The 22582-nt window shown below is 64.3% G+C and carries 20 protein-coding genes and 1 pseudogene; 15 read left to right on the top strand and 6 right to left on the bottom strand.

The annotated features are described in order from the left end of the window. The 4 genes and pseudogenes from sdhA (at position 1) to AC2W7L_RS08330 (ending at position 4535) form a co-directional block, all read left to right on the top strand. A pseudogene (gene sdhA / locus AC2W7L_RS08345) lies at positions 1-1760 on the top strand (succinate dehydrogenase flavoprotein subunit). After that, positions 1760-2548, top strand: coding sequence for a succinate dehydrogenase iron-sulfur subunit (locus AC2W7L_RS08340; RefSeq protein ID WP_264799289.1), 789 nt, complete (start codon positions 1760-1762; stop codon positions 2546-2548). Before sdhA ends, AC2W7L_RS08340 begins: the two are co-directional and overlap by 1 nt. A gap of 228 nt (positions 2549-2776) precedes the next feature. After that, entirely contained in the window at positions 2777-4003 is a 1227-nt protein-coding gene (locus tag AC2W7L_RS08335; RefSeq protein ID WP_486004076.1) for a D-alanyl-D-alanine carboxypeptidase family protein, read from the top strand. Positions 4004-4364: 361 nt separating this feature from the next. Then, the gene (locus AC2W7L_RS08330) at positions 4365-4535 is read left to right on the top strand and encodes a hypothetical protein (protein WP_155807412.1); all 171 of its coding nucleotides are present in this window, start codon (positions 4365-4367) and stop codon (positions 4533-4535) included. A gap of 210 nt (positions 4536-4745) precedes the next feature. Here the strand turns inward: AC2W7L_RS08330 and nrdF are convergent, their stop codons facing one another. The 4 genes from nrdF to nrdH form a co-directional block, all read right to left on the bottom strand. Continuing rightward, positions 4746-5717 carry a class 1b ribonucleoside-diphosphate reductase subunit beta gene (gene nrdF, locus AC2W7L_RS08325; protein ID WP_167198072.1) on the bottom strand — a complete coding sequence of 324 codons (972 nt, stop codon included), beginning with the start codon at positions 5715-5717 and terminating at the stop codon, positions 4746-4748. Positions 5718-5873: 156 nt separating this feature from the next. After that, entirely contained in the window at positions 5874-8000 is a 2127-nt protein-coding gene (gene nrdE / locus AC2W7L_RS08320) for a class 1b ribonucleoside-diphosphate reductase subunit alpha (RefSeq protein WP_228281888.1), read from the bottom strand. Positions 8001-8005: 5 nt separating this feature from the next. Further along, on the bottom strand, positions 8006-8419 hold the full coding sequence (gene nrdI, locus AC2W7L_RS08315; RefSeq protein WP_486004075.1) for a class Ib ribonucleoside-diphosphate reductase assembly flavoprotein NrdI: 414 nt from the start codon (positions 8417-8419) through the stop codon (positions 8006-8008). Between the two features lie 2 nt (positions 8420-8421). Beyond that, the gene (gene nrdH, locus AC2W7L_RS08310; RefSeq protein ID WP_025778731.1) at positions 8422-8667 is read right to left on the bottom strand and encodes a glutaredoxin-like protein NrdH; all 246 of its coding nucleotides are present in this window, start codon (positions 8665-8667) and stop codon (positions 8422-8424) included. A gap of 702 nt (positions 8668-9369) precedes the next feature. On the opposite strand from nrdH, the gene AC2W7L_RS08305 reads away from it, so the two are divergent. The 8 genes from AC2W7L_RS08305 to AC2W7L_RS08270 all read left to right on the top strand — a co-directional run bounded on the left by AC2W7L_RS08305 (position 9370) and on the right by AC2W7L_RS08270 (position 15847). Beyond that, positions 9370-10365 (top strand): AAA family ATPase, encoded by a 996-nt coding sequence (locus tag AC2W7L_RS08305; RefSeq protein WP_486004074.1) that lies wholly within the window; start codon positions 9370-9372, stop codon positions 10363-10365. 12 nt (positions 10366-10377) lie between these two features. Continuing rightward, a complete protein-coding gene (locus AC2W7L_RS08300; protein ID WP_486004073.1) occupies positions 10378-11262 on the top strand; it encodes a DUF58 domain-containing protein in 885 nt (294 codons plus the stop codon). Beyond that, the gene (locus AC2W7L_RS08295; RefSeq protein ID WP_167198087.1) at positions 11249-11701 is read left to right on the top strand and encodes a hypothetical protein; all 453 of its coding nucleotides are present in this window, start codon (positions 11249-11251) and stop codon (positions 11699-11701) included. Before AC2W7L_RS08300 ends, AC2W7L_RS08295 begins: the two co-directional genes overlap by 14 nt. Continuing rightward, on the top strand, positions 11692-12666 hold the full coding sequence (locus AC2W7L_RS08290; RefSeq protein WP_486004072.1) for a vWA domain-containing protein: 975 nt from the start codon (positions 11692-11694) through the stop codon (positions 12664-12666). Before AC2W7L_RS08295 ends, AC2W7L_RS08290 begins: the two co-directional genes overlap by 10 nt. Then, positions 12663-13874, top strand: a complete 1212-nt coding sequence (locus AC2W7L_RS08285; RefSeq protein ID WP_486004071.1) for a vWA domain-containing protein — start codon at positions 12663-12665, stop codon at positions 13872-13874. The genes AC2W7L_RS08290 and AC2W7L_RS08285 overlap by 4 nt, the downstream gene beginning before the upstream one ends. Beyond that, positions 13871-14653 carry a hypothetical protein gene (locus tag AC2W7L_RS08280; protein WP_486004070.1) on the top strand — a complete coding sequence of 261 codons (783 nt, stop codon included), beginning with the start codon at positions 13871-13873 and terminating at the stop codon, positions 14651-14653. The genes AC2W7L_RS08285 and AC2W7L_RS08280 overlap by 4 nt, the downstream gene beginning before the upstream one ends. A gap of 70 nt (positions 14654-14723) precedes the next feature. After that, positions 14724-15053 carry a hypothetical protein gene (locus AC2W7L_RS08275; RefSeq protein WP_486004069.1) on the top strand — a complete coding sequence of 110 codons (330 nt, stop codon included), beginning with the start codon at positions 14724-14726 and terminating at the stop codon, positions 15051-15053. Further along, positions 15002-15847: an aminotransferase class I/II-fold pyridoxal phosphate-dependent enzyme gene (locus AC2W7L_RS08270; RefSeq protein ID WP_486004138.1), complete on the top strand. Its 846-nt coding sequence runs from the start codon at positions 15002-15004 to the stop codon at positions 15845-15847. Before AC2W7L_RS08275 ends, AC2W7L_RS08270 begins: the two co-directional genes overlap by 52 nt. 54 nt (positions 15848-15901) lie before the next feature. Here the strand turns inward: AC2W7L_RS08270 and AC2W7L_RS08265 are convergent, their stop codons facing one another. Next, entirely contained in the window at positions 15902-17323 is a 1422-nt protein-coding gene (locus AC2W7L_RS08265) for a PucR family transcriptional regulator (RefSeq protein ID WP_486004068.1), read from the bottom strand. 145 nt (positions 17324-17468) lie between these two features. On the opposite strand from AC2W7L_RS08265, the gene speB reads away from it, so the two are divergent. Genes speB through AC2W7L_RS08250 form a run of 3 tightly spaced genes read left to right on the top strand, consistent with a single transcriptional unit; the run spans position 17469 to position 21796 of the window. After that, a complete protein-coding gene (gene speB, locus AC2W7L_RS08260; RefSeq protein ID WP_486004067.1) occupies positions 17469-18479 on the top strand; it encodes an agmatinase in 1011 nt (336 codons plus the stop codon). A 2-nt stretch (positions 18480-18481) separates the two neighbouring features. After that, positions 18482-20185, top strand: a complete 1704-nt coding sequence (locus tag AC2W7L_RS08255) for a thiamine pyrophosphate-binding protein (RefSeq protein ID WP_486004066.1) — start codon at positions 18482-18484, stop codon at positions 20183-20185. Between the two features lie 24 nt (positions 20186-20209). Further along, positions 20210-21796, top strand: coding sequence for a sodium:solute symporter family protein (locus tag AC2W7L_RS08250; protein WP_486004065.1), 1587 nt, complete (start codon positions 20210-20212; stop codon positions 21794-21796). 73 nt (positions 21797-21869) lie between these two features. Here the strand turns inward: AC2W7L_RS08250 and AC2W7L_RS08245 are convergent. Beyond that, positions 21870-22582 (bottom strand): transposase (locus AC2W7L_RS08245; RefSeq protein WP_486004064.1); only part of this gene is annotated, 713 nt, incomplete at its 5' end.

Raw genomic sequence — 22582 nt, 5'->3', positions numbered from 1 at the left:
ATGCAGGTACATCATTACGACGTCGTCATCGTCGGCGCCGGCGGCGCCGGCATGCGTGCGGCGATCGAGTCGGGCCAGCGTGCCCGCACCGCCGTTCTCACCAAGCTCTACCCCACCCGTTCGCACACCGGCGCGCCCAGGGCGGAATGTGCGCCGCACTGGCGAACGTGGAAGAGGACAACTGGGAATGGCACACCTTCGACACCGTCAAGGGCGGTGACTACCTGGTCGACCAGGACGCCGCCGAGGTGATGGCCAAGGAAGCCATCGACGCCGTCCTCGACCTCGAGAAGATGGGGCTGCCGTTCAACCGCACCCCCGAGGGCAAGATCGACCAGCGTCGCTTCGGCGGGCACACCCGCGATCACGGCAAGTCCGCCGTGCGCCGCTCCTGCTATGCCGCTGACCGCACCGGTCACATGATCCTCCAGACCCTGTACCAACAGTGCGTCAAGCACGGCGTGGAGTTCTACAACGAGTTCTACGTCCTCGACCTCGTCATGACCGAGGTCGACGGGGTCAAGCGTCCCGCCGGCGTCGTGTCCTACGAACTGGCCACCGGCGAGATCCACGTCTTCCAGGCCAAGTCGGTCGTCTTCGCCACCGGCGGTGTCGGCAAGGTCTTCAAGACCACGTCGAACGCGCACACCCTGACCGGTGACGGCATGGCCGTGACCTACAACCGCGGCATCCCGCTGGAGGACATGGAGTTCTTCCAGTTCCACCCCACAGGCCTCGCCGGCCTGGGCATCCTCCTGTCCGAGGCTGCCCGTGGTGAGGGCGGCATCCTCCGCAACTCCGAGGGTGAGCGCTTCATGGAGCGCTACGCCCCCACGATCAAGGACCTCGCCCCGCGTGACATCGTGGCCCGTTCGATGGCCAACGAAGTCCGTGAAGGCCGTGGCTGCGGACCGAACAAGGACTACGTCCTGCTCGACCTCACCCACCTCGAGCCCTCGCATATCGACGAGAAGCTGCCCGACATCACCGAGTTCGCTCGCACCTACCTCGGTGTCGAGCCCTACACGGAGCCGGTGCCGGTCTTCCCGACCGCGCACTATGCGATGGGCGGCATCCCGACGAACATCAAGGCCGAAGTGCTGGCGGACAACGACAACGTCATCCCCGGCCTCTACGCCGCCGGTGAGGTCGCCTGCGTGTCCGTGCACGGCTCGAACCGCCTGGGCACGAACTCGCTGCTCGACATCAACGTCTTCGGCAAGCGCGCCGGCATCGCCGCCGCGGAATATGCGAAGACCGCTGAGTTCGTCGAGCTTCCGGAGAACCCGGAGACCGAGGTCGTCGAGATGCTCGAGAAGATGCGCACCTCGGACGGCACCGAACGCATCGCCGCCATCCGCAAGGACCTGCAGGACCTCATGGACGCCAACGTCCAGGTGTTCCGCACCGACGAGACTCTCCGGTCTGCTCTGGACGAGATCGCGAAGCTGCGCGAACGCTACAACAACGTGGGCATCCAGGACCGCGGCAAGCGGTACAACCTCGATCTGCTCGAGGCCGTCGAGCTCGGCTTCCTGCTCGAGCTCGCCGAGGTCATCTCTGTCGCCGCCATCCACCGCAAGGAATCGCGTGGAGGACACTTCCGCGAGGACTTCCCGGATCGTGACGACGAGAACTTCATGCACCACACGATGACCTACCTCGATCCCGAAGCGGAGACCGACGGCATCAAGGGCATGCGTCTGGAGACGAAGCCCGTCATCGTCACCCGTTACCAGCCGATGGAGCGTAAGTACTGATGAGCACCGATACCACCCCAGAGCCAGCGTCGAAGATCGACCTGCCGACACACGTGTCCGGCGAAGGCGGAACCATCCCGTCCTTCGACTGCACCTTCCGGATCGCCCGCTTCGACCCCGAGGTCGATTCCGAGGCACACTGGGAGGAATACAACGTCACGATGTACGGCACCGACCGTGTGCTGGATGCTCTCCACAAGATCAAGTGGGAGATCGACGGCTCGCTGTCCTTCCGCCGGTCCTGCGCCCACGGCGTCTGCGGCTCCGATGCGATGCGCATCAACGGCCGCAACCGCCTGGCCTGCAAGACGCTGCTCAAGGACCTCGACACGTCCAAGCCGATCACCGTCGAGGCGATCAAGGGCCTTCCGCTCGAGAAGGACATGATCGTCGACATGGAGCCCTTCTTCCAGTCGTACCGCGAGGTCATGCCGTTCCTCGTCACCTCGGGCCACGAGCCCACGCGTGAGCGTCTGCAGTCGGCCGAGCAGCGTGCGGCATTCGACGACACCACGAAGTGCATCCTCTGCGCTGCGTGCACCTCGTCGTGCCCCGTGTTCTGGACCGACGGCCAGTACTTCGGTCCGGCTGCGATCGTCAATGCGCATCGTTTCATCTTCGATTCGCGTGACGAAGGCGGAGACATGCGCCTCGAGGTCCTCAACGACAAGGAAGGCGTGTGGCGCTGCCGCACCACCTTCAACTGCACCGAGGCCTGCCCTCGCGGCATCGAGATCACCAAGGCCATCGCCGAGGTGAAGCAGGCGATCCTCCAGCGCGCCTTCTGATCGCGTCAGTCTGAGACAGACTGCAGCGGCCCCGCACCACACGGTGCGGGGCCGCTTTCGTCTGTCCCGGGCGGACAACTTCCTCAAAAGCTCGATTGAAGGCAGACAGCACTGATTTGAACATGTGCTATTCAACTTCAACCGTGCTTTCACGGAAGTGGTCCCGCCTCGGTGCGGGTGAGGGAAACCTGAGGACGCACAGCTTGGGACGAAAGTAGACTGGGGCGCATGCGTTTCCACCGCTCGACTGCTTCCTCACCACGCACCCTGTCGCTGAGCGTCATCGGCTTTGCCGCCGCACTGCTCGTGCTCGCGGCCCAGCTCATCCACTCCCCCGCGCCCGCGCAGGCGGTGCCCGAGCCGGCGCAATCGACGGCACCGGCGTACGTCAGTCCCGGCGACCTCAGTGATGGGGCGAAGCCGCCGAAGCCGACGGGCACGTCCTGGCTCGTGGGCGACCTCGACTCCGGGGAGCTGCACGTGGCGAAGAATGTGGAGAAGCGGCACGCTCCGGCTTCGACGATCAAGCTGCTCACGGCTCTGGCGCTCGTCGACGAGTTCGACGACAAGGAGAAGAAAGTCACCGCCGAGTTCGAGGATATGGAGATCGACGGGACCAAGGTCGGACTCATGCAGAAAAACAAGTACTCCATCGATCTGCTCTTCCACGCGATGCTGATGTCGAGCGCCAATGATGCCGCGAATGCTCTGGGGCGGGCAGCAGGCGGGCAGGACAAGGCCGTGAAGCTGATGAACGAGAAGGCCGCGGAACTGGGAATGTCGAACACGCAGGCGAAGAACACCTCGGGGCTGGACGCGAAAGGCCAGTACACGACCGCTGAGGACCTCATGAAGCTCGCGTGGGCCGTCTGCGAGGACGACTACCTCATGAAGGTCATCGGAACGGAAACCTTCAAATTCCCTGGCGGGAAGAACCCGCAGACGAAGGAGAAGTTCAAAGGCTACGAGATCCAGAACCACACGAAGATCGTCGGGCAGGTCGACGGTGGGCTGGGTCTGAAGAACGGATTCACCCGGGCCGCGAAGGGCTCGTATGTGGCCGTGGCCGAACGTGACGGGCACCGTGTGGTCACGACGATGCTCGGCATCGACAACAACTCCCGGCAGGTCGCAGTCGACCTGCTCGAATGGGATTTCGCCCAGGAAGACCCCAAATCGCTGCAGACTGTTCCCGTCGGAGTTCAGGCCACCGCCGAGGCGGACCCCACCGCCACCGGCAGCTCGAGTGATGCTGGTGGTGCGGAAATGGATGCGAACGGCAAGACGGAGTCCAAAGTGACGGATGAGTCGGAGCCGCCGATGGCCGCCCAGACCGTCGGTGCGGCACTGGACAACCCCCTCGCGCTCGGCCTCCTGGCCGGCGGAGTGGTCCTCTTCGTCCTCACCGTGGTGCTGTGGGCACGTCTGCGGGCGCGCATGCAGGGGCGACGATAAGGATATTTCGCGCCGCCTCGGCGAGGATTTCGGGAATCCGGGGCGCCGCCTCGGCGAGGTTTTCGTTGTCCTGATTCGTCGACTCTGCGCTCAGGTGGACAATCCGAGCTTGGGCGCGCTATGCTGTTTCTTTGCGTTCGAAGTTGTCCGCATTCATCGAACCGATCGTTGCGTTGCTCCTGACGACAAGCTTTTGAGGTCGTAGGCCCCGATCACGGTTCGACTTTGCAGATGAATGTTCCGGACACTGTGTCGCTTCGACTCGCAGATCCCCATGGCGACCACCCAATCGCCGACTTGAGAACCTGAAGAATAGCGCGCGTCGTTGCCTGCTATTCACAATTGAAGAAAGGAGGGAACCATGTCTGAGTTCCCACAGTGGGTCCAGCGCGGACTCGCACACGCAGGAATGATCGATCCCCGGATCAGCCGTCAGGCTCCTGGTGAGATCACGATCGAGGATGCGACCGGCCGCGTTGTGCTGTTCACCGGCACTTCGCTGCGTGAGATCACGCCGATGGCCGCCGCCTGACCTCCAACGAGGTCACCCTGATCTGCAGGGATCAGCACGGCCCATCAGGGCCTGATCCGGACTGATTGAGTAGACGCCCACTTGCTGCCGGGTTTTACGCAGCGGGTGGGCGTCTGCCATTCACGATGTAAACTCTCATCGCCAATGGTGAAACGCCCATCCGAGCAAACATGCTTGGATGGGCCGTTTAGGTATCTGTGGTGCGAAGGCTCAGAAGTCCCAGTCGTCGTCTTCGGTGTTCTCGGCCTTGCCGATGACGTAGGACGAACCCGAGCCGGAGAAGAAGTCGTGGTTCTCATCGCTGCCGGGCGAGAGCGCCGCGAGAATCGCGGGATTGACCTTCGTGACCTCCTTGGGGAACATCGCCTCGTAGCCGAGGTTCATCAGCGCCTTGTTGGCGTTGTAGTGGAGGAACATCTTGCAGTCCTCCGACAGCCCCACCGGATCGTAGATGTCGTGGGTGTAGGCGACCTCATTCTCGTAGAGCTCGAACATGAGGTTCATCGTGTAGTCCTTGAGCTCCTGCTTGCGCTCCTCGGACTGCGACTCCAGACCCCTCTGGTACTTGTAGCCGATGTAGTAGCCGTGCACGGCCTCATCGCGGATGATCAGACGAATGAGGTCAGCGGTGTTCGTCAGCTTCGCATGGGCCGACCAGTACATCGGCAGGTAGAAGCCGGAATAGAAGAGGAAGGACTCGAGCAGCGTCGAGGCGACCTTGCGCTTGAGCGGATCGTCACCCCGGTAGTAGCTGAGGATGATATCGGCCTTGGACTGCAGGTACTTGTTCTCACGCGACCAGCGGAAGGCCTCGTCGATCTCCTTCGTCGAGCACAGGGTCGAGAAGATCGAGGAGTACGACTTCGCGTGCACGCTCTCCATGAACGCGATGTTCGTCAGCACTGCCTCTTCGTGCGGGGTCACCGCATCCGGGATGAGCGAGATCGCACCGACGGTGCCCTGGATCGTGTCGAGCAGGGTCAGACCGGTGAAGACGCGCATCGTCAGCGTCTTCTCATCGTCGGTCAGAGTCGCCCAGGACTGGATGTCGTTGCTCAGCGGGACCTTCTCCGGCAGCCAGAAGTTGCCGGTCAGGCGGTCCCAGACCTCATCATCGATCGGATCGACGACGCGGTTCCAGTTGATGGCATCGACGTGCGATGCCAGAGTCAGATTCTCCAACGCTTTCTCTCTTCCCAAAGTGCTGTTCGTCGTGAGTACGATTCGTCTGCGCGATTGTCTGCGCGGCATACGAAAGTCATATGCGCGTCCGGCCGGTGGCGTGGGGTCCGCATGAAGCCGGCGGACCGATTCACATCGATCCGCCGATTCCATTGATCAGAGCATGCAGGAGACGCAGCCTTCGACCTCCGTGCCCTCCAGAGCGAGCTGCCGGAGCCGGATGTAGTAGATGGTCTTGATTCCCTTGCGCCAGGCGTAGATCTGCGCCTTGTTGATGTCACGTGTGGTGGCGGTGTCCATGAAGAACAGCGTCAGCGACAGGCCCTGGTCCACGTGCTTCGTGGCCTCGGCGTACGTGTCGATGATCTTCTCGTAGCCGATCTCGTAGGCATCCTGGTAGTACTTCAGGTTGTCGTTGTCCATGAAGGGGGCCGGGTAGTACACGCGACCGACCTTGCCCTCCTTGCGGATTTCGATCTTCGAAGCCACCGGGTGGATCGACGAGGTCGAGTTGTTGATGTACGAGATCGAACCGGTCGGCGGCACGGCCTGGAGGTTCTGGTTGTAGATGCCGTGCTCGGCAACAGCGGCCTTGAGCTCGCGCCAGTCATCCTGAGTCGGGATGTGCACGTTCGCTTCCGAGAACAGCTCGGCCACCCGAGCCGTGCGCGGCTGCCAGACCTCGTCGGTGTACTTGTCGAAGTATTCGCCGGTGGCGTACTTCGAACGCTCGAAGCCGGCGAAGGTCTCACCGCGCTCCTTCGCGATCTCCATCGACGCCCGCACGCAGTGGTAGGCGACGGTGTAGAAGTACATGTTCGTGAAGTCCAGACCCTCATCGGAACCGTAGTAGATGTGCTCCCGAGCCAGGTAGCCGTGGAGATTCATCTGTCCCAAACCGATGGCGTGCGACATGTCGTTGCCGCGGGCGATCGAGGGCACGGACTGGATATCCGAGGTCTCGGCGACGGCGGTGAGCCCGCGGATCGCGGTCTCGATGGTCTGACCGAAGTTGCTCGAGTCCATCGTCAGAGCGATGTTGAGCGAACCGAGGTTGCAGGAGATGTCCTTGCCGACGACGTCGTAGCCGAGGTCATCGTCGTACTTGCTGGGTTCGGAGACCTGGAGGATCTCCGAACACAGGTTGGACATGATGATCTTGCCGTCGATCGGGTTCGCCTTGTTGACGGTGTCCTCGAACATCACGTACGGGTAGCCGGACTCGAACTGGATCTCGGCCAGAGTCTGGAAGAACTCGCGGGCGTTGATCTTCTTCTTCTTGATCGCCGCGTTGTCGACCATCTCGGTGTACTTCTCGGTGACGTTGATGTCGGAGAAGGGCACACCGTAGACGCGCTCGACGTCGTAGGGGCTGAAGAGGTACATATCCTCGTTGCGCTTGGCCAGTTCGAAGGTGATGTCCGGGATCACAACGCCCAGGGACAGGGTCTTGATCCGGATCTTCTCGTCGGCGTTCTCGCGCTTGGTGTCGAGGAAGTTGTAGATGTCGGGGTGGTGGGCGTGCAGGTACACGGCACCAGCACCCTGACGGGCTCCGAGCTGATTGGCGTAGGAGAACGAGTCCTCGAGCAGCTTCATGACGGGGATGACGCCGGAGGACTGGTTCTCGATCTTCTTGATCGGGGCACCGGACTCACGGATGTTCGTCAGCGCGAAGGCCACACCGCCGCCGCGCTTGGACAGCTGCAGAGCGGAGTTGATGGAGCGGCCGATCGACTCCATATTGTCTTCGATGCGCAGCAGGAAGCAGGAGACGAGTTCACCGCGCTGCCTCTTGCCGGCGTTGAGGAACGTCGGGGTGGCCGGCTGGAAGCGACCGGAGATGATCTCGTCGACGAGCTGGGTGGCCAGCGCCTCGTCTCCGCGCGCCAGGAAGAGAGCGACCATGACGACGCGGTCCTCGAAGCGTTCGAGGTAGCGCTTTCCGTCGAAGGTCTTCAGCGTGTAGGAGGTGTAGAACTTGAAGGCGCCGAGGAAGGTCTGGAAGCGGAACTTCTGATCGTAGGCGCGCGTCGACAGCTGCTCGATGAACTCGAAGGAGTACTGCTCGAGGACCTCGGGCTCGTAATAGTCTTTCTCGACGAGGTAGTCGAGCTTCTCCTTGAGGTTGTGGAAGAAGACGGTGTTGTTGTTCACGTGCTGCAGGAAGTACTGCCGGGCAGCCTGCTTGTCACGCTCGAACTGGATCCTGCCGTCCTCGTCGTACAGGTTCAGCATCGCGTTGAGCGCGTGGTAATCCAGATCCGTCTCTTCGCGGATGATGTCCTCTACATTGCGGTCTTCAGCGAGCTCGCGCACAGTTTGTCCAATCCTAGGTTTACAGCGTCGACATCCTCCTGAGTGCCCAGGAGTTCGACTCGATACATGAGGGGTACTTGGCACTTTGCCGCGACCTTGACGGCCGCTCGGCAGAAGTCCTCGCCGAAGTTCGTGTTTCCGGCGCCGATGACGCCGAGCAGATGACGCCGGTTCTCTTCGACATTGAGGAATTTGATGACTTGCTTGGGAACGGCCCCGCGATTGCGACCGGCCCCGTAGGTGGGGGTGACGAGAACGAATGGCTCATCCACTCGCAGCGTCGGCTCCTTGGTCAACGTCGGCAACCGCACTGCCGGGTGATGCAGCTTCGCAACGAAGCGGTGCGTGTACTCGGAGTTGGCGGAGAAGTAGACCAGAAGCATTGTCAGGCCACGACGGACGCAGACTGTTCGCCGGTCAGGGTGGCGATCTTGTCCGGACGGAAGCCCGACCAGTGGTCGTTGTCGGTGACGACGACGGGAGCCTGCATGTAGCCCATCGCCTTGACGACATCGAGGGCGTTCTCGTCGACGCTGAGATCGACCGACTTGTACTTCAGGCCCTTGGCGTCGAGAGCACGGTAGGTGGCGTTGCACTGGACGCAAGCTGGCTTGGTGTACACGGTGATCATGACGACTCCTTCATTCTGCTGTGCAGTTCGGCATTTTGATGGCTGTGACCGTGTCCCGTCAACTGCGCGATCATGATGAATATCACGAGGCGCAGGCTCAGGGGTGACCACTAGATGTTGTGTTCTGGTTAGACCCTACCCCTATATCCAGTGTTACACCAGTGTCATTTGAAGGTTCCACACCCTGTGTCGTCACCGTCCACAATCGTCCACAGGCTGTGAACGACACTCGTGTAGTTCGATCACCTGCGCGGACGCTGGCATCGGCGGCTTCCGAGCCGATTTTCGACCCATTCTCCACCTCCGTTTTCCACCGCTTTCCACAGGAAAAATTTTTGCCTGTGGGCATGTCGCGAAACCCTCGATCGACGATTTCGACCTCCTCCATGCGGTGCCGGTCACGTCGCAGCGGAGGCGATCATCACAGCACCTCCTCCCATCTGTCTGTCGGTCCCACCGACGCTACAGCTCGGTCCTGACATGAGATGGCCCCGCCGTGAACGGAGGGTGGCTGGCCGCCGGGAGCAGACCGGGACGCGGTCGAAGTGTGTCAGCACTGCAACGTTCTCGGCTGTTGCGTGTCAGTGCCAGCCAATATGCTGGAGACCACAGAAACGCACCGCACTGCGTGACTGACGACCACAGTGACACCGCAAGACACGTGGCACCGAGGAACCGGTGACACCGAGAGACTGAGGGACCATGACGGCAACGGCACCGGCGAACACGCAGGAGATCGCACACGCACAGACGATCCTCAAGGCCCTGGAGTCCTACCTCGACCATTTCGTCGTCGGGCAGCAGCGACTGCGCGAATCACTGCTCATCGGACTCCTCTCCAGCGGACACCTCCTGCTCGAGAGCGTGCCCGGGCTGGCGAAGACCACGGCGGCTGCCGCTCTGGCCAATGCCGTGGACGGAAAGTTCTCGCGCATCCAGTGCACCCCCGATCTGCTGCCGGCCGACATCATCGGCTCGCAGATCTACAACGCGCACGAAGGGTCGTTCAACACCGTGCTCGGTCCGGTGCATGCGAACATCGTCCTCCTCGACGAGATCAACAGGTCGTCGGCGAAGACCCAGTCGGCGATGCTCGAAGCCATGCAGGAGAAGCAGACGACGATCGGCGGCAAACGCTTCGAACTCCCCCGCCCCTTCCTCGTCATGGCCACGCAGAACCCGATCGAACAGGAGGGCACCTACCAGCTGCCCGAGGCCCAGCTCGACCGGTTCATGATCAAGGATCTGCTCACCCACCCGAACCCCGGCGAGGAGGTCGAGATCCTCTCCCGTCTCGACTCCGGGGTCTTCGACAAGGAGTCGGTGCCCGATCCGGCCTGCACGCTCGACGATGTCGTGACCATGCAGAGCTATGCCCGCACCGTCTACATCGACCCGGCCATCACCCGCTATCTCGTCGAACTCGTCCACGCCACCCGCAATACGACGAAGTACCTCGGCCGCTTCGCCCCGTTCATCGAATACGGCGCCAGCCCGCGTGCCTCCATCGCGTTCACGAACGCCGGACGGGCTCTGGCGATGATCCGCGGCCGCAACTACGTCATCCCCGAAGACATCAAGGACCTCGCCCACCGAGTGCTCGCCCACCGCATCCAGCTCAACTTCGAAGCCGCCGCCGAGAACATCACGAGCGCACAGATCGTCGATGCCCTCCTCATGGCCGTGCCCACCCCCTGATCGGCGATTTCGATGACTGTCCTGCTCAATCGCATCAAGGCGCGTTTGACCATCCACGCCCACAGGCGGACGCGGCGCCTGCTCGACGGCGACTACTCCTCGGTCTTCCACGGCCACAGCCTCGACTTCGACGATCTGCGCGACTACATCCCCGGTGACGAGATCCGCGACATCGACTGGAAGGCCACGGCCAGGCATACCGAGCCTCTGGTCAAACGCTATGTCGCCCACCGCCGGCACATCCTCGGGCTCGTCGTCGACACCTCGAGGAACTTCGACGCTGTGACCTCCGCCGGCGCCGACAAACGCCACCTGGCCATCCTCATGGCCGGGATGGTCGGCTACCTCGCCGTCCGCCACGCCGACGACGTCATGCTCATCCACGGACATGCCGACCAGACCACCGCCTCCCCCAGGAAGGGCAGCGAGGCCCACCTCGAGCACCTCCTGCAGCAGATCCTCGCCGAATCCGGCAGCACCTCTCCTGGGTCGATCAACACCCAGCTGCAGTGGATCACCAGTCATATCAACCATCGGATGCTGCTGGTCGTCATCTCCGACCAGGCTCCGCTGGGACCGGAAGCCGAAGCGACGATCCGTCGGCTCCGTGCCCAGCACGAGGTCCTGTGGATCACGATCACCGACGCGGACCTCGCGGGCCTGCCGGCCGCCTCGGCGCCGTTCGACGTCGCCCGACCCGAACACGGACTGCCCACCTCGGTGATGACGAAACCCGAGGTCAGACAGGAATTCGCCCTCGCCGAGGCGGCCCGCCGTCAACAGCGCATCGACCTTCTCGCGAAGCTGGGCATCGCCCACATCGAAATCGACCACCCGAAGTCGGCCCTCGGCCGGCTCCACACTCTTCTGCTGAGGCACCGCCGTGGGCCCCGCTGAGCTCATCGGCCCCCTGGAGGTCTCGCCGGCATGGTACGTGGCGGCCTGCTTCGTGCTGCTGCTGGCGCTCGGGAACCTCTTCGCCCCGCTCTTCCGCGCCGCGGCCGGAGCCACCCCGTCGGAGGGGCCGCGCATCCCGATCCCCGTACGCAGCACCTACCTCTCCCGCATCAGCGCAGTGGAGTCGGGCTTGAGCGGGGAGGCTGCGGACGTGCGCGAATCGGCACAGCAGCTGGCGACGATCGTGCGCGAATTCGCCCATGATGCGTGGGGCGTCAAGGCCGAACACCTGACCTACCGTGATGCGGCCGTCGCCGGCCTCGACGACCTCGCCGACTGCCTGCTCGGTCTCTACGAGGCGGAATTCGCCGAAGCGGAGCCGTCCGGTCTGCAGCCGCAGATCACCGAGGCGCGGAAGCTGGTGGCGCGATGGTCCTGATGTTCTGGTGGCTGGCGCTCATCCTGCTCGCCCTCGCCGCAGCCGCAGTCTTCTTCTTCCGCCGACCGAAGTCGACGGAGTCCTCGCTGGCCGTCGCCCACAGCGGTCGGATGACGAGCCTCCCGAGCTTCCGCAGGGCCATGCGCAGGCGACTGGTGACCACGGTCGCCCTCCTCGGCGTCATCGTCCTCACCGGGCTTTCCGCGTTGGCGGGAATCGCACGCCCGGCCTGGGTGGAGACGGTCAACCCGGAGCGGAAGATGCGCGATGTCATGCTCTGCCTCGACGTGTCCGGGTCGATGCTCGGCTACGATGCCGATCTGCTCGAGTCCTATCAGGAGCTCGTCGACCGCTTCGACGGCGAACGCATCGGCCTCACCGTCTTCAACGCCACCGCGGTCTCCGCGTTCCCGCTCACCGACGACTACGACATGGTCCAGAACTACCTCGCCGAAGCCGAGGAGGGATTCCGCACCTGGGGCGCCGAAGGCACCGACTACTCATGGTCGACCTCGCCCCCGAACATCGGCGGCTCCTCGCTCATCGGCGACGGACTCGTCAGCTGCGTGGACAACTTCGACCGCCAGGACGAGGACCGGTCCCGATCGATCATCTTCGCCACGGACAATATGCTCGCCGGACAACCGCTCTTCGAACTCAACGAAGCCGCCGATATCGCCGTCGACGCGAAGGTCCGCGTCTACAGCCTCTCCCCTCCCTCGGTGCTGACGACCACTCAGACGAAGGAGCTGCGTTCCGTGTCCGACCGCACCGGCGGCGAACAGTTCGATATGGGCTCGGCGTCGACGATCGACCGCATCGTCGAAGAGATCCAGAGCCAGGAAGCTGAGAACACCCCCGGACGTTCGTACACGATCGTCCACGATATGCCGGTGGTTCCGCTCGGAATCGCCGTCTTCGGCCTGGCCGGAGTGTTCGTGCTGGCGTGGAGGACGAAATCATGATCTTCGATCCCGTCTTCACCTGGTTCGGCTGGGGCTTCATCGTCCTCGCCCTGCTCACCGTGTGCATCATCCCGGCCATCCGCGGCGACGGAGCACGCTGGAAGTGGTTCGCCCGCATGGGTGTCGTCGCCGTGCTCGCGCTCGCACTGGCGCGCCCCGGCATTCCGATCAAGTCATCGACCGAAGAATACGAGGCACGAGCCGATGTGTACTTCGTCGTCGATGTCACGACGTCGATGGCCGCCGAGGACTTCGACGGGGACAGCACCCGCCTCGAAGGGGTCAAGAAGGACATGCTCGAACTCGCCGATGCCTTCCCCGGCACTCGGATGAGCATCATCACTTTCGCCTCGACCGCGGCCACCGTGATGCCGCTGACGACCGATCACGCCGCCTTCGCCTCCGCCGTCGACGTGCTCGAGCCCGAATCGTCGATGAACTCCAGGGGATCATCGATCACCGAGGCCGGTGAGGAGCTCGACAAGCGGATGACCTCGAACGATGAGGATCGTCCTGAGAACAAGAACGTCGTGTTCTACTTCGGAGACGGTGAGCAGACCGTATCGGAGAATCCGGAATCATGGTCGCCCTTCGCCTCCCGCATCGACAGCGGAGCCGTCTTCGGATACGGCACCCAGCAAGGTGGGAAGATGCGCGACAGCCAGCCGTTCGGCTACGGGTCCGGCGTCGGCGATCCCGGCAATGCCCCGGGGATCGGCGACCCCGATGACCCCGACGACGATCAGTCACCGTCCGAATACATCCAGGACCGCAACGGCAACCCTGGGGTCTCGAAGATCGACGAGGGCAACCTGCGCCAGATCGCCTCGGACCTCGGCGTCGACTACCACCACCGCGACGGCAACGGTCCGATCTCCAACGTCTACACCGCCCCGAAATACGATCAGGCCCTGGTGAAGAAGGACGGCCGGGTCACCGTCGACGAATACTATTGGGTTCCGCTCATCCTCGTCTTCGCATGGATCGCCGTGGAGCTCGTCTTCGGAGTCCGCGAATATCTGCGCCTCAAGGCGATCACCCCGAAGCGCCCTCGCCGAGGCGGCCCGCCCGGTCCATGGGGCCCCAGCGGTCCCGGTGGTCCGGCTGGTCCCGGTGGTCCGGGGCCCTACCAGCAGGCGCCTCAGCAGGCGGTCCCCCATCCGCCGTCGCCTCACCCATCGGTGCCCTACCAAGGAGGTCCGCGATGAGCCGCCTGAAAAATCTGTGGTCACGGCTGCGCCGGATCACGAAGATCAACCTCATCCTCGGCACCATCTTCGCCCTGGTGTTCGGCTATATCGCGATGGCCACCTACTTCGGAACCGCTTCGCAGGTCCGATACACCTCGAATGACTTCCCCGGTGCGAAGAAAGCAGCGACGGCGTTCCTCAAGGTCAGCCCGTTCCAGCGCCATATCGGCTACTTCAACCGCGGCACCGCCGAGGCTGCCGTCGGCGACTTCGATGCCGCCCAGACCGATCTCGAATCCGCTCTGGAGATCGCTCCGACCTCGGCCGAATGCGCTGTGCGGATCAACCTGTCCTACGTCTATGAGAAGCAGGCGGATCAGATCGCCTCGCAGGACCCCGACCAATCGCAGGAACTCTACGACCGTTCGCTGAAGACCCTCGAAGACGCTCCCGAGGAGTGTCAGCCGAAGAAGAGCGAAGAGAAGCAGAAGAGCAACCAGGCGAAGGAACGCGTCGAGGACAAGAAGCAGGGCGAGAAGGCCAAGGAAGAGGGAACCGACGACAGCGAGTCCGATGACAAGGATTCGCAGGACCAGGACTCCGGGGACGAAAAATCCTCCGGAGACGAGGGCCAGGAATCCAGCGAGGAGGAGAAGCCGGACGATTCATCGGGCAAGTCCGAACGCGAGAAGAAGCGTGACGAGTTGGAGAAGCGCCGTGAGGACTCCGAACGGCACCAGCGTCAGCAGGGTCCCGGCGGAGACGGAGGCCGGTCGACCCCGGAGAAACCCTGGTGATCGACAGCGCGAGGACCTGATCGCCCCAGCGAGTGGTGGCGGCGGTGATGCCCTGTGACATCATGAGTCCATGAACGACTCCGACGCCGCCGCCTCAGCTTCTGCCTCCACCACAGCCGCACCCCGTCTGCGGCCCGCCCTGGAGACCTTCCCGCCGTATATTCCGGGCAAACCTCCGCGCCAGGTCGACGGTCTCGAGTCATTCAAGCTCTCCTCGAACGAAAATTTTCTGCCCCCTCTGCCGGCCGTCCTCGACGCCATGGTCGCTCATGCGACGAACCCCGCGCTCTACCCCGACGATGCGGCGCGGGCTCTGCGTGAGGGACTGGCGACCGCCTCGGTGTCGGGCTGGATCAGCTCGTCGTCACCACCGGTGCCAGCGAACTGCTCGTCGCACTGACCCAGATCACGTCGGACGCCACCACCGAGGCGATCTATCCGTGGCCGTCGTTCGAGATGTATCCGCAGACCACCGGTCTCGTCGGTTCGACTCGCCACGAGGTGCCGCTGACAGCGGACGGGCGCCACGACCTCGATGCGATGGCTGAGGCGATCACCGATCGCACCAGCTTCATCATCCTCTGCTCACCGAACAATCCGACCGGACCGGTGCTGCGCGATGACGAGGTCCGCGCATTCCTCGACAAGGTGCCCGCCCACGTCCTCGTCGCCCTCGACGAAGCGTACTGGGAGTTCGCCACCGCACCCGGCCGAGCCGATGGACTGAGTCTCGTCCGCGACTATCCGAATCTCGTTCTGCTCCGCACCTTCTCCAAGGCGCACGGACTCGCCGGACTGCGCGTCGGCTACGCCGTCGCCCATCCGCCGGTCATCGAGGGGCTCCTCAAGGCCGTCATCCCCTTCGGCGTCACCGACCTCAGCCAGGCTGCCGCCCTCGAATCCCTCAAACACTGGTATGAGGTCATCGAGCGGGCCGGCGAAATCGCACAGACCCGCGATGCCTTTGCAGCTGCGCTGCGCGAACAAGGCTGGGATGTGCCCGAGGCACAGGCGAACTATGTGTGGCTGCCGCTGGGCGAGAAATCCGATGCCTTCGAAGATGCGTGTGTCGAACAAGCCGTAGCGGTGCGCAATCTCGGTACCGGAGTGCGTATCAGCATCGGTGAAGACGAGGCTCTCGCCCGGGTGCTCGAGATTGCCGAACGCTTCCGCGTCGAACACTTCGCGGAGTAGTCAGCGGGCACAGCCGCACAGAACACTGTGCCGAGCAGTCGGTGAGAGCGACGCCTAGAGTTCGGCAAGCTCGAGGGCCATCGACACCGCCTGCCGCGTTTCGGCGCGGCCGAGGTCGCGGCCGAGCAGCTTCTCGATCTTCGCCAACCGCGCCCGCACCGTGTGCCGGTGGACTCCCAGCTCGGCGGCGATGCGCTCCCGCGCCCCGGACGCGGCGATGAAGACCCGCAGGGTCTCCAACAGCTCCTGGCCGCCGCGGGCCCGAAAGAGCTCGCCGAGGATGCGCTCGACGAATCGGTCGGCAGCCTCCTCATCGACTGCGGACAGCAGGGCCCTGACCTCGGAGGCCTCGGACTCATGCTGCGTCCGCCACAGCATCCACGTGTGATGGAGCTGTTCCAGCGGCAGCCTCTTCTGCGCAAGCGCGTCCAGGCCGGTGACCTCGGCGGCCTTCGTCACCAGCTCATCGACCCCGGCCTCCTGCGCACCGACGACCCCGAGCAGCGAACCGGAGCGGGTGAGCAGACTCCGACCGACGATATCGGCGATGAGGCGTTCAGCCGAGTCCCCGCGGACCCCGCCGAAGTTGTGCATCCCGACGGTCGCCACCGGTGCCAGACCCGTCACCCGAGTCCACTCCTCGCGCGCCTCAACCTCGCTCAGGTCGGTGTCGAACAGCGGTGCACCACCGGAGGGAACGGGCAGGTCTGCCAGCGTCATCGCCAACAGGGCCGAAGCGGTCGACAGCAGCAGGGCACGCGTCTTCGGAGATCCGGCCGCCTCGGCGGGGGTGAGAATCCACCCGAGCGGATGGTCACCCCCGACCGGAACGGCCTCGACGATTCGCGCACCGGTGCGAATCAGACGAGGCCCCGAAGTCGGCTTCAATGACTCCTCGATGAGCGCCGAACGCACGTCTTCTTCGGCATCGTCCCCGCTCAGCGCCCTGCCGGTGGGCGAGACGAACCGGACCGGCGCCTCCAGCGTCTCCGCCAGGTCGGCGACCAGGGCCGCGGGGCCGACACCCGCCAACGCGGTCGCGAAACGACGAGCCGCGCTGCTCGCCCGGGTCAGCTCTCGGTTCGTCTCCGCCTCGCGCATCCGGGTGAAGGCATCGACGACGGCGACGAACGGAACAGGCTCGGGCACCCCGAACAGCGCCAGCTCCTCCTCCTGCGCGGCGGCGATGAGCTTCGGCGGGACCTGCTTCCACGGAAGGTCGGAGCCCAGACCGATGCCGAGCGCATGGACGCCCACGGACTTGAGTCGGCGCACATAGTCCCCGACGGTGTCCCCGCCGAGGTCCTGACCGACCCCGATCGTCAGCAGCACCTCACCGCCGGCAAGCCATTCGTCGACCTCCGGCAGCTCCGAGGAATGGACGATCGTGACCTCCTGGTCCGCAGCCGTCGGAGAATCGACGATGACGTCGAGAGCGAGTTCGGTGCGTGACCAGATCTGTTCCAAGGTGACCATGCACCTGATTCTATCCAATCTGGATAACAGCGATGTCAAATGCGCCGCTCTGGATATCGGTGTTGTGTGAGCCACGTCCTAGGCTGAGGGCACGACCACCGGCCCGCCCGGATCCGGTCAACCGCCAAGACGAAGGAGAAAGCCAGTGACGTCTCAGCCGCTCGGCCCAGCCGACTACAGCAAGACACCCCGCTACGCAGGACCCCCGACGTTCGGACTGCTGCCGCGCATCGACGAGGTCGAAGCCGAGCGCCCCGGCGAGAAGATCGACGTCAAAGTCATCGGCATCCCCTTCGACGCCGGCGTCAGCTACCGTCCCGGCGCCCGTTTCGGACCGGCTCACATCCGCCAGTCCTCGAAGCTGCTGCGTCCCTACAACCAGGCCACGAACGTCCACCCGTTCACCTGGCAGCAGGTCGCCGACTGCGGTGACCTCGGCGTCAACCCTTTCGACATCGAAGAGGCCATCACCACCGTCGAAGCCAACGCCGACGCCATGCGCGCCGATGGGGCCAAGCTGCTCACCCTCGGTGGTGACCACACTCTGGCCCTGCCCAACCTGCGCTCCCTGCACAAGACGCACGGCAAGATCGCCGTCCTCCACTTCGATGCGCACCTGGACACCTGGGACACCTACTTCGGTGCGCCCTACACGCACGGCACTCCCTTCCGCCGCGCCAGCGAAGAGGGCCTCATCGATATGACGGCCTCGATGCACATCGGCATCCGCGGTCCCCTCTACGGGAAGAAGGACCTCGAGGACGATGAGGTGCTCGGCTTCCAGATCATCCGCAGCGACGAATACCAGTTCACCTCGGTCCAGGACGTCGTCGCCCGGATGCGGGGTCGCCTGGGCGATGCTCCGGTCTATCTGTCCGTCGACATCGACGTCCTCGACCCCGCGGCCGCACCCGGCACCGGCACCCCCGAGGCAGGCGGAATGACCAGCCGTGAGCTGCTCAACTCGATCCGCGGCCTCCAGGGACTCAACGTCGTCGGCGCCGAGATCGTCGAGGTCGCCCCGGCCTACGACCATGCCGAGGTCACTGGACTCGCCGCGGCCCATGTCGGCTACGAGGTCCTGTCCCTGTGGGCGGCGGAGAACAACGGAGTCACTGGTCCCTCCGGTCCGTCCGGCACCGCCCTCGGAGTCTGACCATGAGCACCGAGAACACCGTCCGCAACGGCGGTCGTGCCGTGGTGGCCACCCTGGCCGCCCACGGTGTCGACACGATCTTCGGCATCCCCGGCACCCATAATCTCGAGTTCTACCGGCATCTGCCGGAGTTCGGGATCCGTGCCGTGACTCCCCGCCACGAGCAGGGAGCAGGCTACGGGGCCGACGGGTACTTCCTCGTCTCCGGCAAGCCCGGGGTCGTCATCACGACCTCGGGTCCGGGCCTGACGAACGTCATCACCGCCGCCGCGACCGCCTATGCCGAGTCCCGGCCGATGCTCATCCTCTCCCCCGGTGTGCCCACCGGGTTCGAGCGCGCAGACGTCGGAATGCTGCACGAGACGAAGGACTCCTCGGGCGCCCTCAATCGCCTTCTCGTGTCCTCCCAGCGCACCCGCACCGCCGAAGGAGCTGCGCAGGCCGTCGCCGAGGCGTTCGCCATGTTCGACTCGGCCCGTCCCGGACCCGTGCACATCGAGGTTCCCCTCGACGTACTCGAGGGAGCATGGAACGGCAGCGTGCCGGTCCCGTTCGCGGGCCGCCGCCCCGGACTCGATGAACATGTCGTGGCCCGGGCGGCCGAAGCGATCAGCGCGGCGAAGCGTCCGCTGGTCATCGCCGGCGGCGGTGCCAGGAGAGCACACGCCGAGGTGGCCCGTCTCATCGAGGCCCTCGACGCTCCCCTGGCGACGACCGCCAACGGCAAGGGCATCGTGTCCGAGACGCATCCGCTGTCTCTGGGTTCCAACGTGCGCTTCCCCAGCGTGCAGGCCGAATCCGCGGCCGCCGATGTGCTCATCGTGCTCGGATCCGAACTGGCCGACTCCGACCTCTGGGGCGGAGTCATCGGTGCGCAGACGAGCATCGGCGTCCGTGATGACTCTGCCCGGCAGACCGTCATCCGCTGCGATATCGACCCCGACCAGCTGAATAAGAACCTGGCCGGTGACATCCTCGCCTGCGCGGACACCGCGGAGTTCCTCACCGCGCTCATGACCGCGCTCGAGTCAGCAACGGCCACCGCCGCTTCGGCGAGGGAAAACGGGACGGCTTCGTCCGACTCGCACGGATCGGCCGCCTCGGCGAGGGAATCCGGGGCCGATCGGGTCACCCGGATCCGGCAGAGCTGGGCCACCGATTTCGACTTCGACGCGATCGGGGCCAGGGTCACCCGGCTCGTCGAGGACGGTGCGGGAGCGAACGTCGTCATCTCCGGTGATTCCTCGCAGGTCACCTACGATGGCACGGTGCACGCGCTGACGGCGAGCACGCCTGATCAGCTGCTGTACATGCCCGGATTCGCGACCCTGGGCTACGGCATTCCCGCCGCGCTCGGGGCGAAGCTCGCCGATCCGGCGCGACCGGTCGTGTGCATCCTCGGCGACGGTGCGGCCATGTTCTCCATCCAGGAGCTCATGACCGCGGCCGAGCTGGGACTGGGCATTCCCTTCGTCATCGTCGACAACGGCGGGTACGCGGAGATCGAGGGCCAGATGGTCGATCGCGACATCGAACCCTTCGCCGTCCGGCTCGCCCGTCCGGACTTCGCGAAGCTCGGTCAGTCCATGGGCGGGGCTGGGGTGACGATCGCCGAGGCGGACATCGATTCCGCGCTGCCGCAGGCCATCGCCGAGGCGCTCGGTCGCACCGTACCCACCGCCATTCACATCACCGTCGGTCACTGAGCCGATCCAACAGAAAGGGTCGCTGTGGACTCTTTGGTAGTCATCATCTATCTCGCCGCAATGGTGGGATTCGGAGTCTGGGGCCGGTTCAAGGCCCATAATCAGGAGGACTTCCTCGTCGCCGGCCGTCGCCTCGGCGGGCTGCTGTACACCGGCACGATGTCGGCCGTCGTCCTCGGCGGCGCGTCGACGATCGGCGGTGTGGGTCTCGGCTACACCGCCGGGCTGTCGGGAATGTGGCTCGTGCTGTCGATCGGTCTGGGCATCATCGTGCTCTCACTGTTCTTCGCTCCGAAGATTCAGAAGCTCGAGATCTACACGGTCTCGCAGATGCTCGAACTCCGCTACGGCAAGGGTTCCCGATTCGTGTCCGGAGCGATCATGACCGCCTACGGTCTGATGATCTCGACGACGTCGACGGTCGCCTACGCCACGGTCTTCCATGCCCTGTTCGACCTCAACAAGGTGTTGTCGGTGCTCATCGGCGGCGGCATCGTCATCCTCTATTCGATGCTCGGCGGCATGTGGTCGATCACGCTGACGGACTTCGTGCAGTTCTTCATCCAGACGATCGGCATCTTCCTCATCATGCTGCCGCTCGTGCTCTCGAAATCCGGCGGCTTCTCCGAGCTGTTCTCGTCGCTGCCCGAAACGCACACCTCACCGGTGGGCATCGGCTGGCAGGCGATCCTCGGCTACATCCTCATCTACACCCTCGGCCTGCTCATCGGCCAGGACATCTGGCAGCGCGTGTTCACCGCCCGCAGCCCGGGTGTGGCCAGGTGGGGCGGCTTCTCCGCCGGCGTCTACTGCCTGCTCTATGCCGTGGCCGGAGCACTCATCGGCATGGCCGCGACGAAGATCGTGCCCGGCATCGAGGTTCAGGACGATGTGTTCGTCGCCGTCGTCGATGCCTCGATGTCGCCGGTGCTCGGCGGAATCGTGCTCGCTGCTGCTCTGGCCGCGATGATGTCGACGGCGTCGGGGTCGCTCATGGCGGCCTCGACCGTGTGCCGTCAGGACATCGTCGAGCCGATCCTCGCCCGCAAGGACATCGTGCCTGATTCGGGTGGCAACGTTGGTGCGGGCTCGGGTGCCGCGGTTGACGGAGCCGGGGCGGACGGCGTTGCTGCGGACGGCGCAGCGACGGGTGGATCGGCCGCCTCGGCGAATGCGTCGGGCGCTGCCGGCTCCGGCTCCGGTGCGAAGTCGACGCTCGTGCGGTCGCTGGTCCGCGAGACCGGTGACGAGGTGCGCGACTCGCGCATCTATCTCATCGGGCTCGGCGTCGTCACGCTGGTGCTCGCGATGATCATGCCCAGCGTGGTCGAGGCGCTGACCGTGGCGTACAACCTGCTGGTGGCAGGCCTGTTCATCCCGATCCTCGGCGGTCTCGTGTTCAAGCGCGGCACGATCGTCGGCGTGATGGCCGGAATGATCCTCGGCGCCGTGACCACCGTGGTCGTCATGATCGTCTCCGGCATCTACGCCGAATCGGCCATCTACCTGGGCCTCATCGCCTCGCTGGTCGGCTACCTCGTCGGGTCCCTCGTGTCGAAACCGACCCCGCCCGAGGTCATGTCCGCCTGGAAGGCCCGCCTCAACCGCTGATAATTACTACCTGATGGCGCCCAGCAACCTTGCGCCAGGTTGCTGGGCCGCCGTCAGGATCCTTCTATGTCTGTCAAGCGGCGTGGCCGATCGGTTTCGTGGCCTCGAGAATCCGATACACAGAACGAGCCACGTGACGCTTCATACACCGGATCGTCTCCTTCTTCGTCTTCCCCTCACTGAGCCGTTTAGCCATGTACGCCTGAGACCGCTGATGGTGAGAAAGCCGCGTGATAGCCACCATGTACAACGCAGAATTCAACCGCCGATCACCACTGCGGTTCAGCCGGAACCTCACCACATTCCCCGACGACGCCGGTATCGGACAGACCCCCGCCAGCTTCGCGAACGCAGCCTCCGAACGCACCCGCCCATGATGCGACCACGCCAGGTAGAACACAGCCGCGGTAATCGGCCCCATCCCCGGCTCGTCCAACAACACCGCAGCCGGACTGTCCTTGACCAACGCCTCGATCCGCATGGCGTAGTCCCTGATTTCCGCTTCGAGTTCGACGACGCGCTTGGCTAACCGAATGGCTTCCCGACGGGCCTCGGCCAGTGCCACAGACTCGTTCCTGGCCCGCCACTTCGCAACCATCTGGATCTTGACGACCGACAGTTTCCGACGCGCATCCATACCAAGGTCATGAGTACGCAACAGCGCAGTGAGCGCATTGATGGTCCGGGTCTTCTCCTGAGTCATGGACTCCCGAGCCTTGACCAGGATCCGCAGTCCCTGACGCGGCCCATCAGCCTGCCGGGGAAACCGCAGTCGTGACTCGTCTA

Source organism: Brevibacterium sp. LAARM3_SD1, assembly GCF_057364765.1.
Note: the sequence above shows the minus strand (reverse complement) of the source record. Positions and strands in the feature narration are given on the sequence as shown.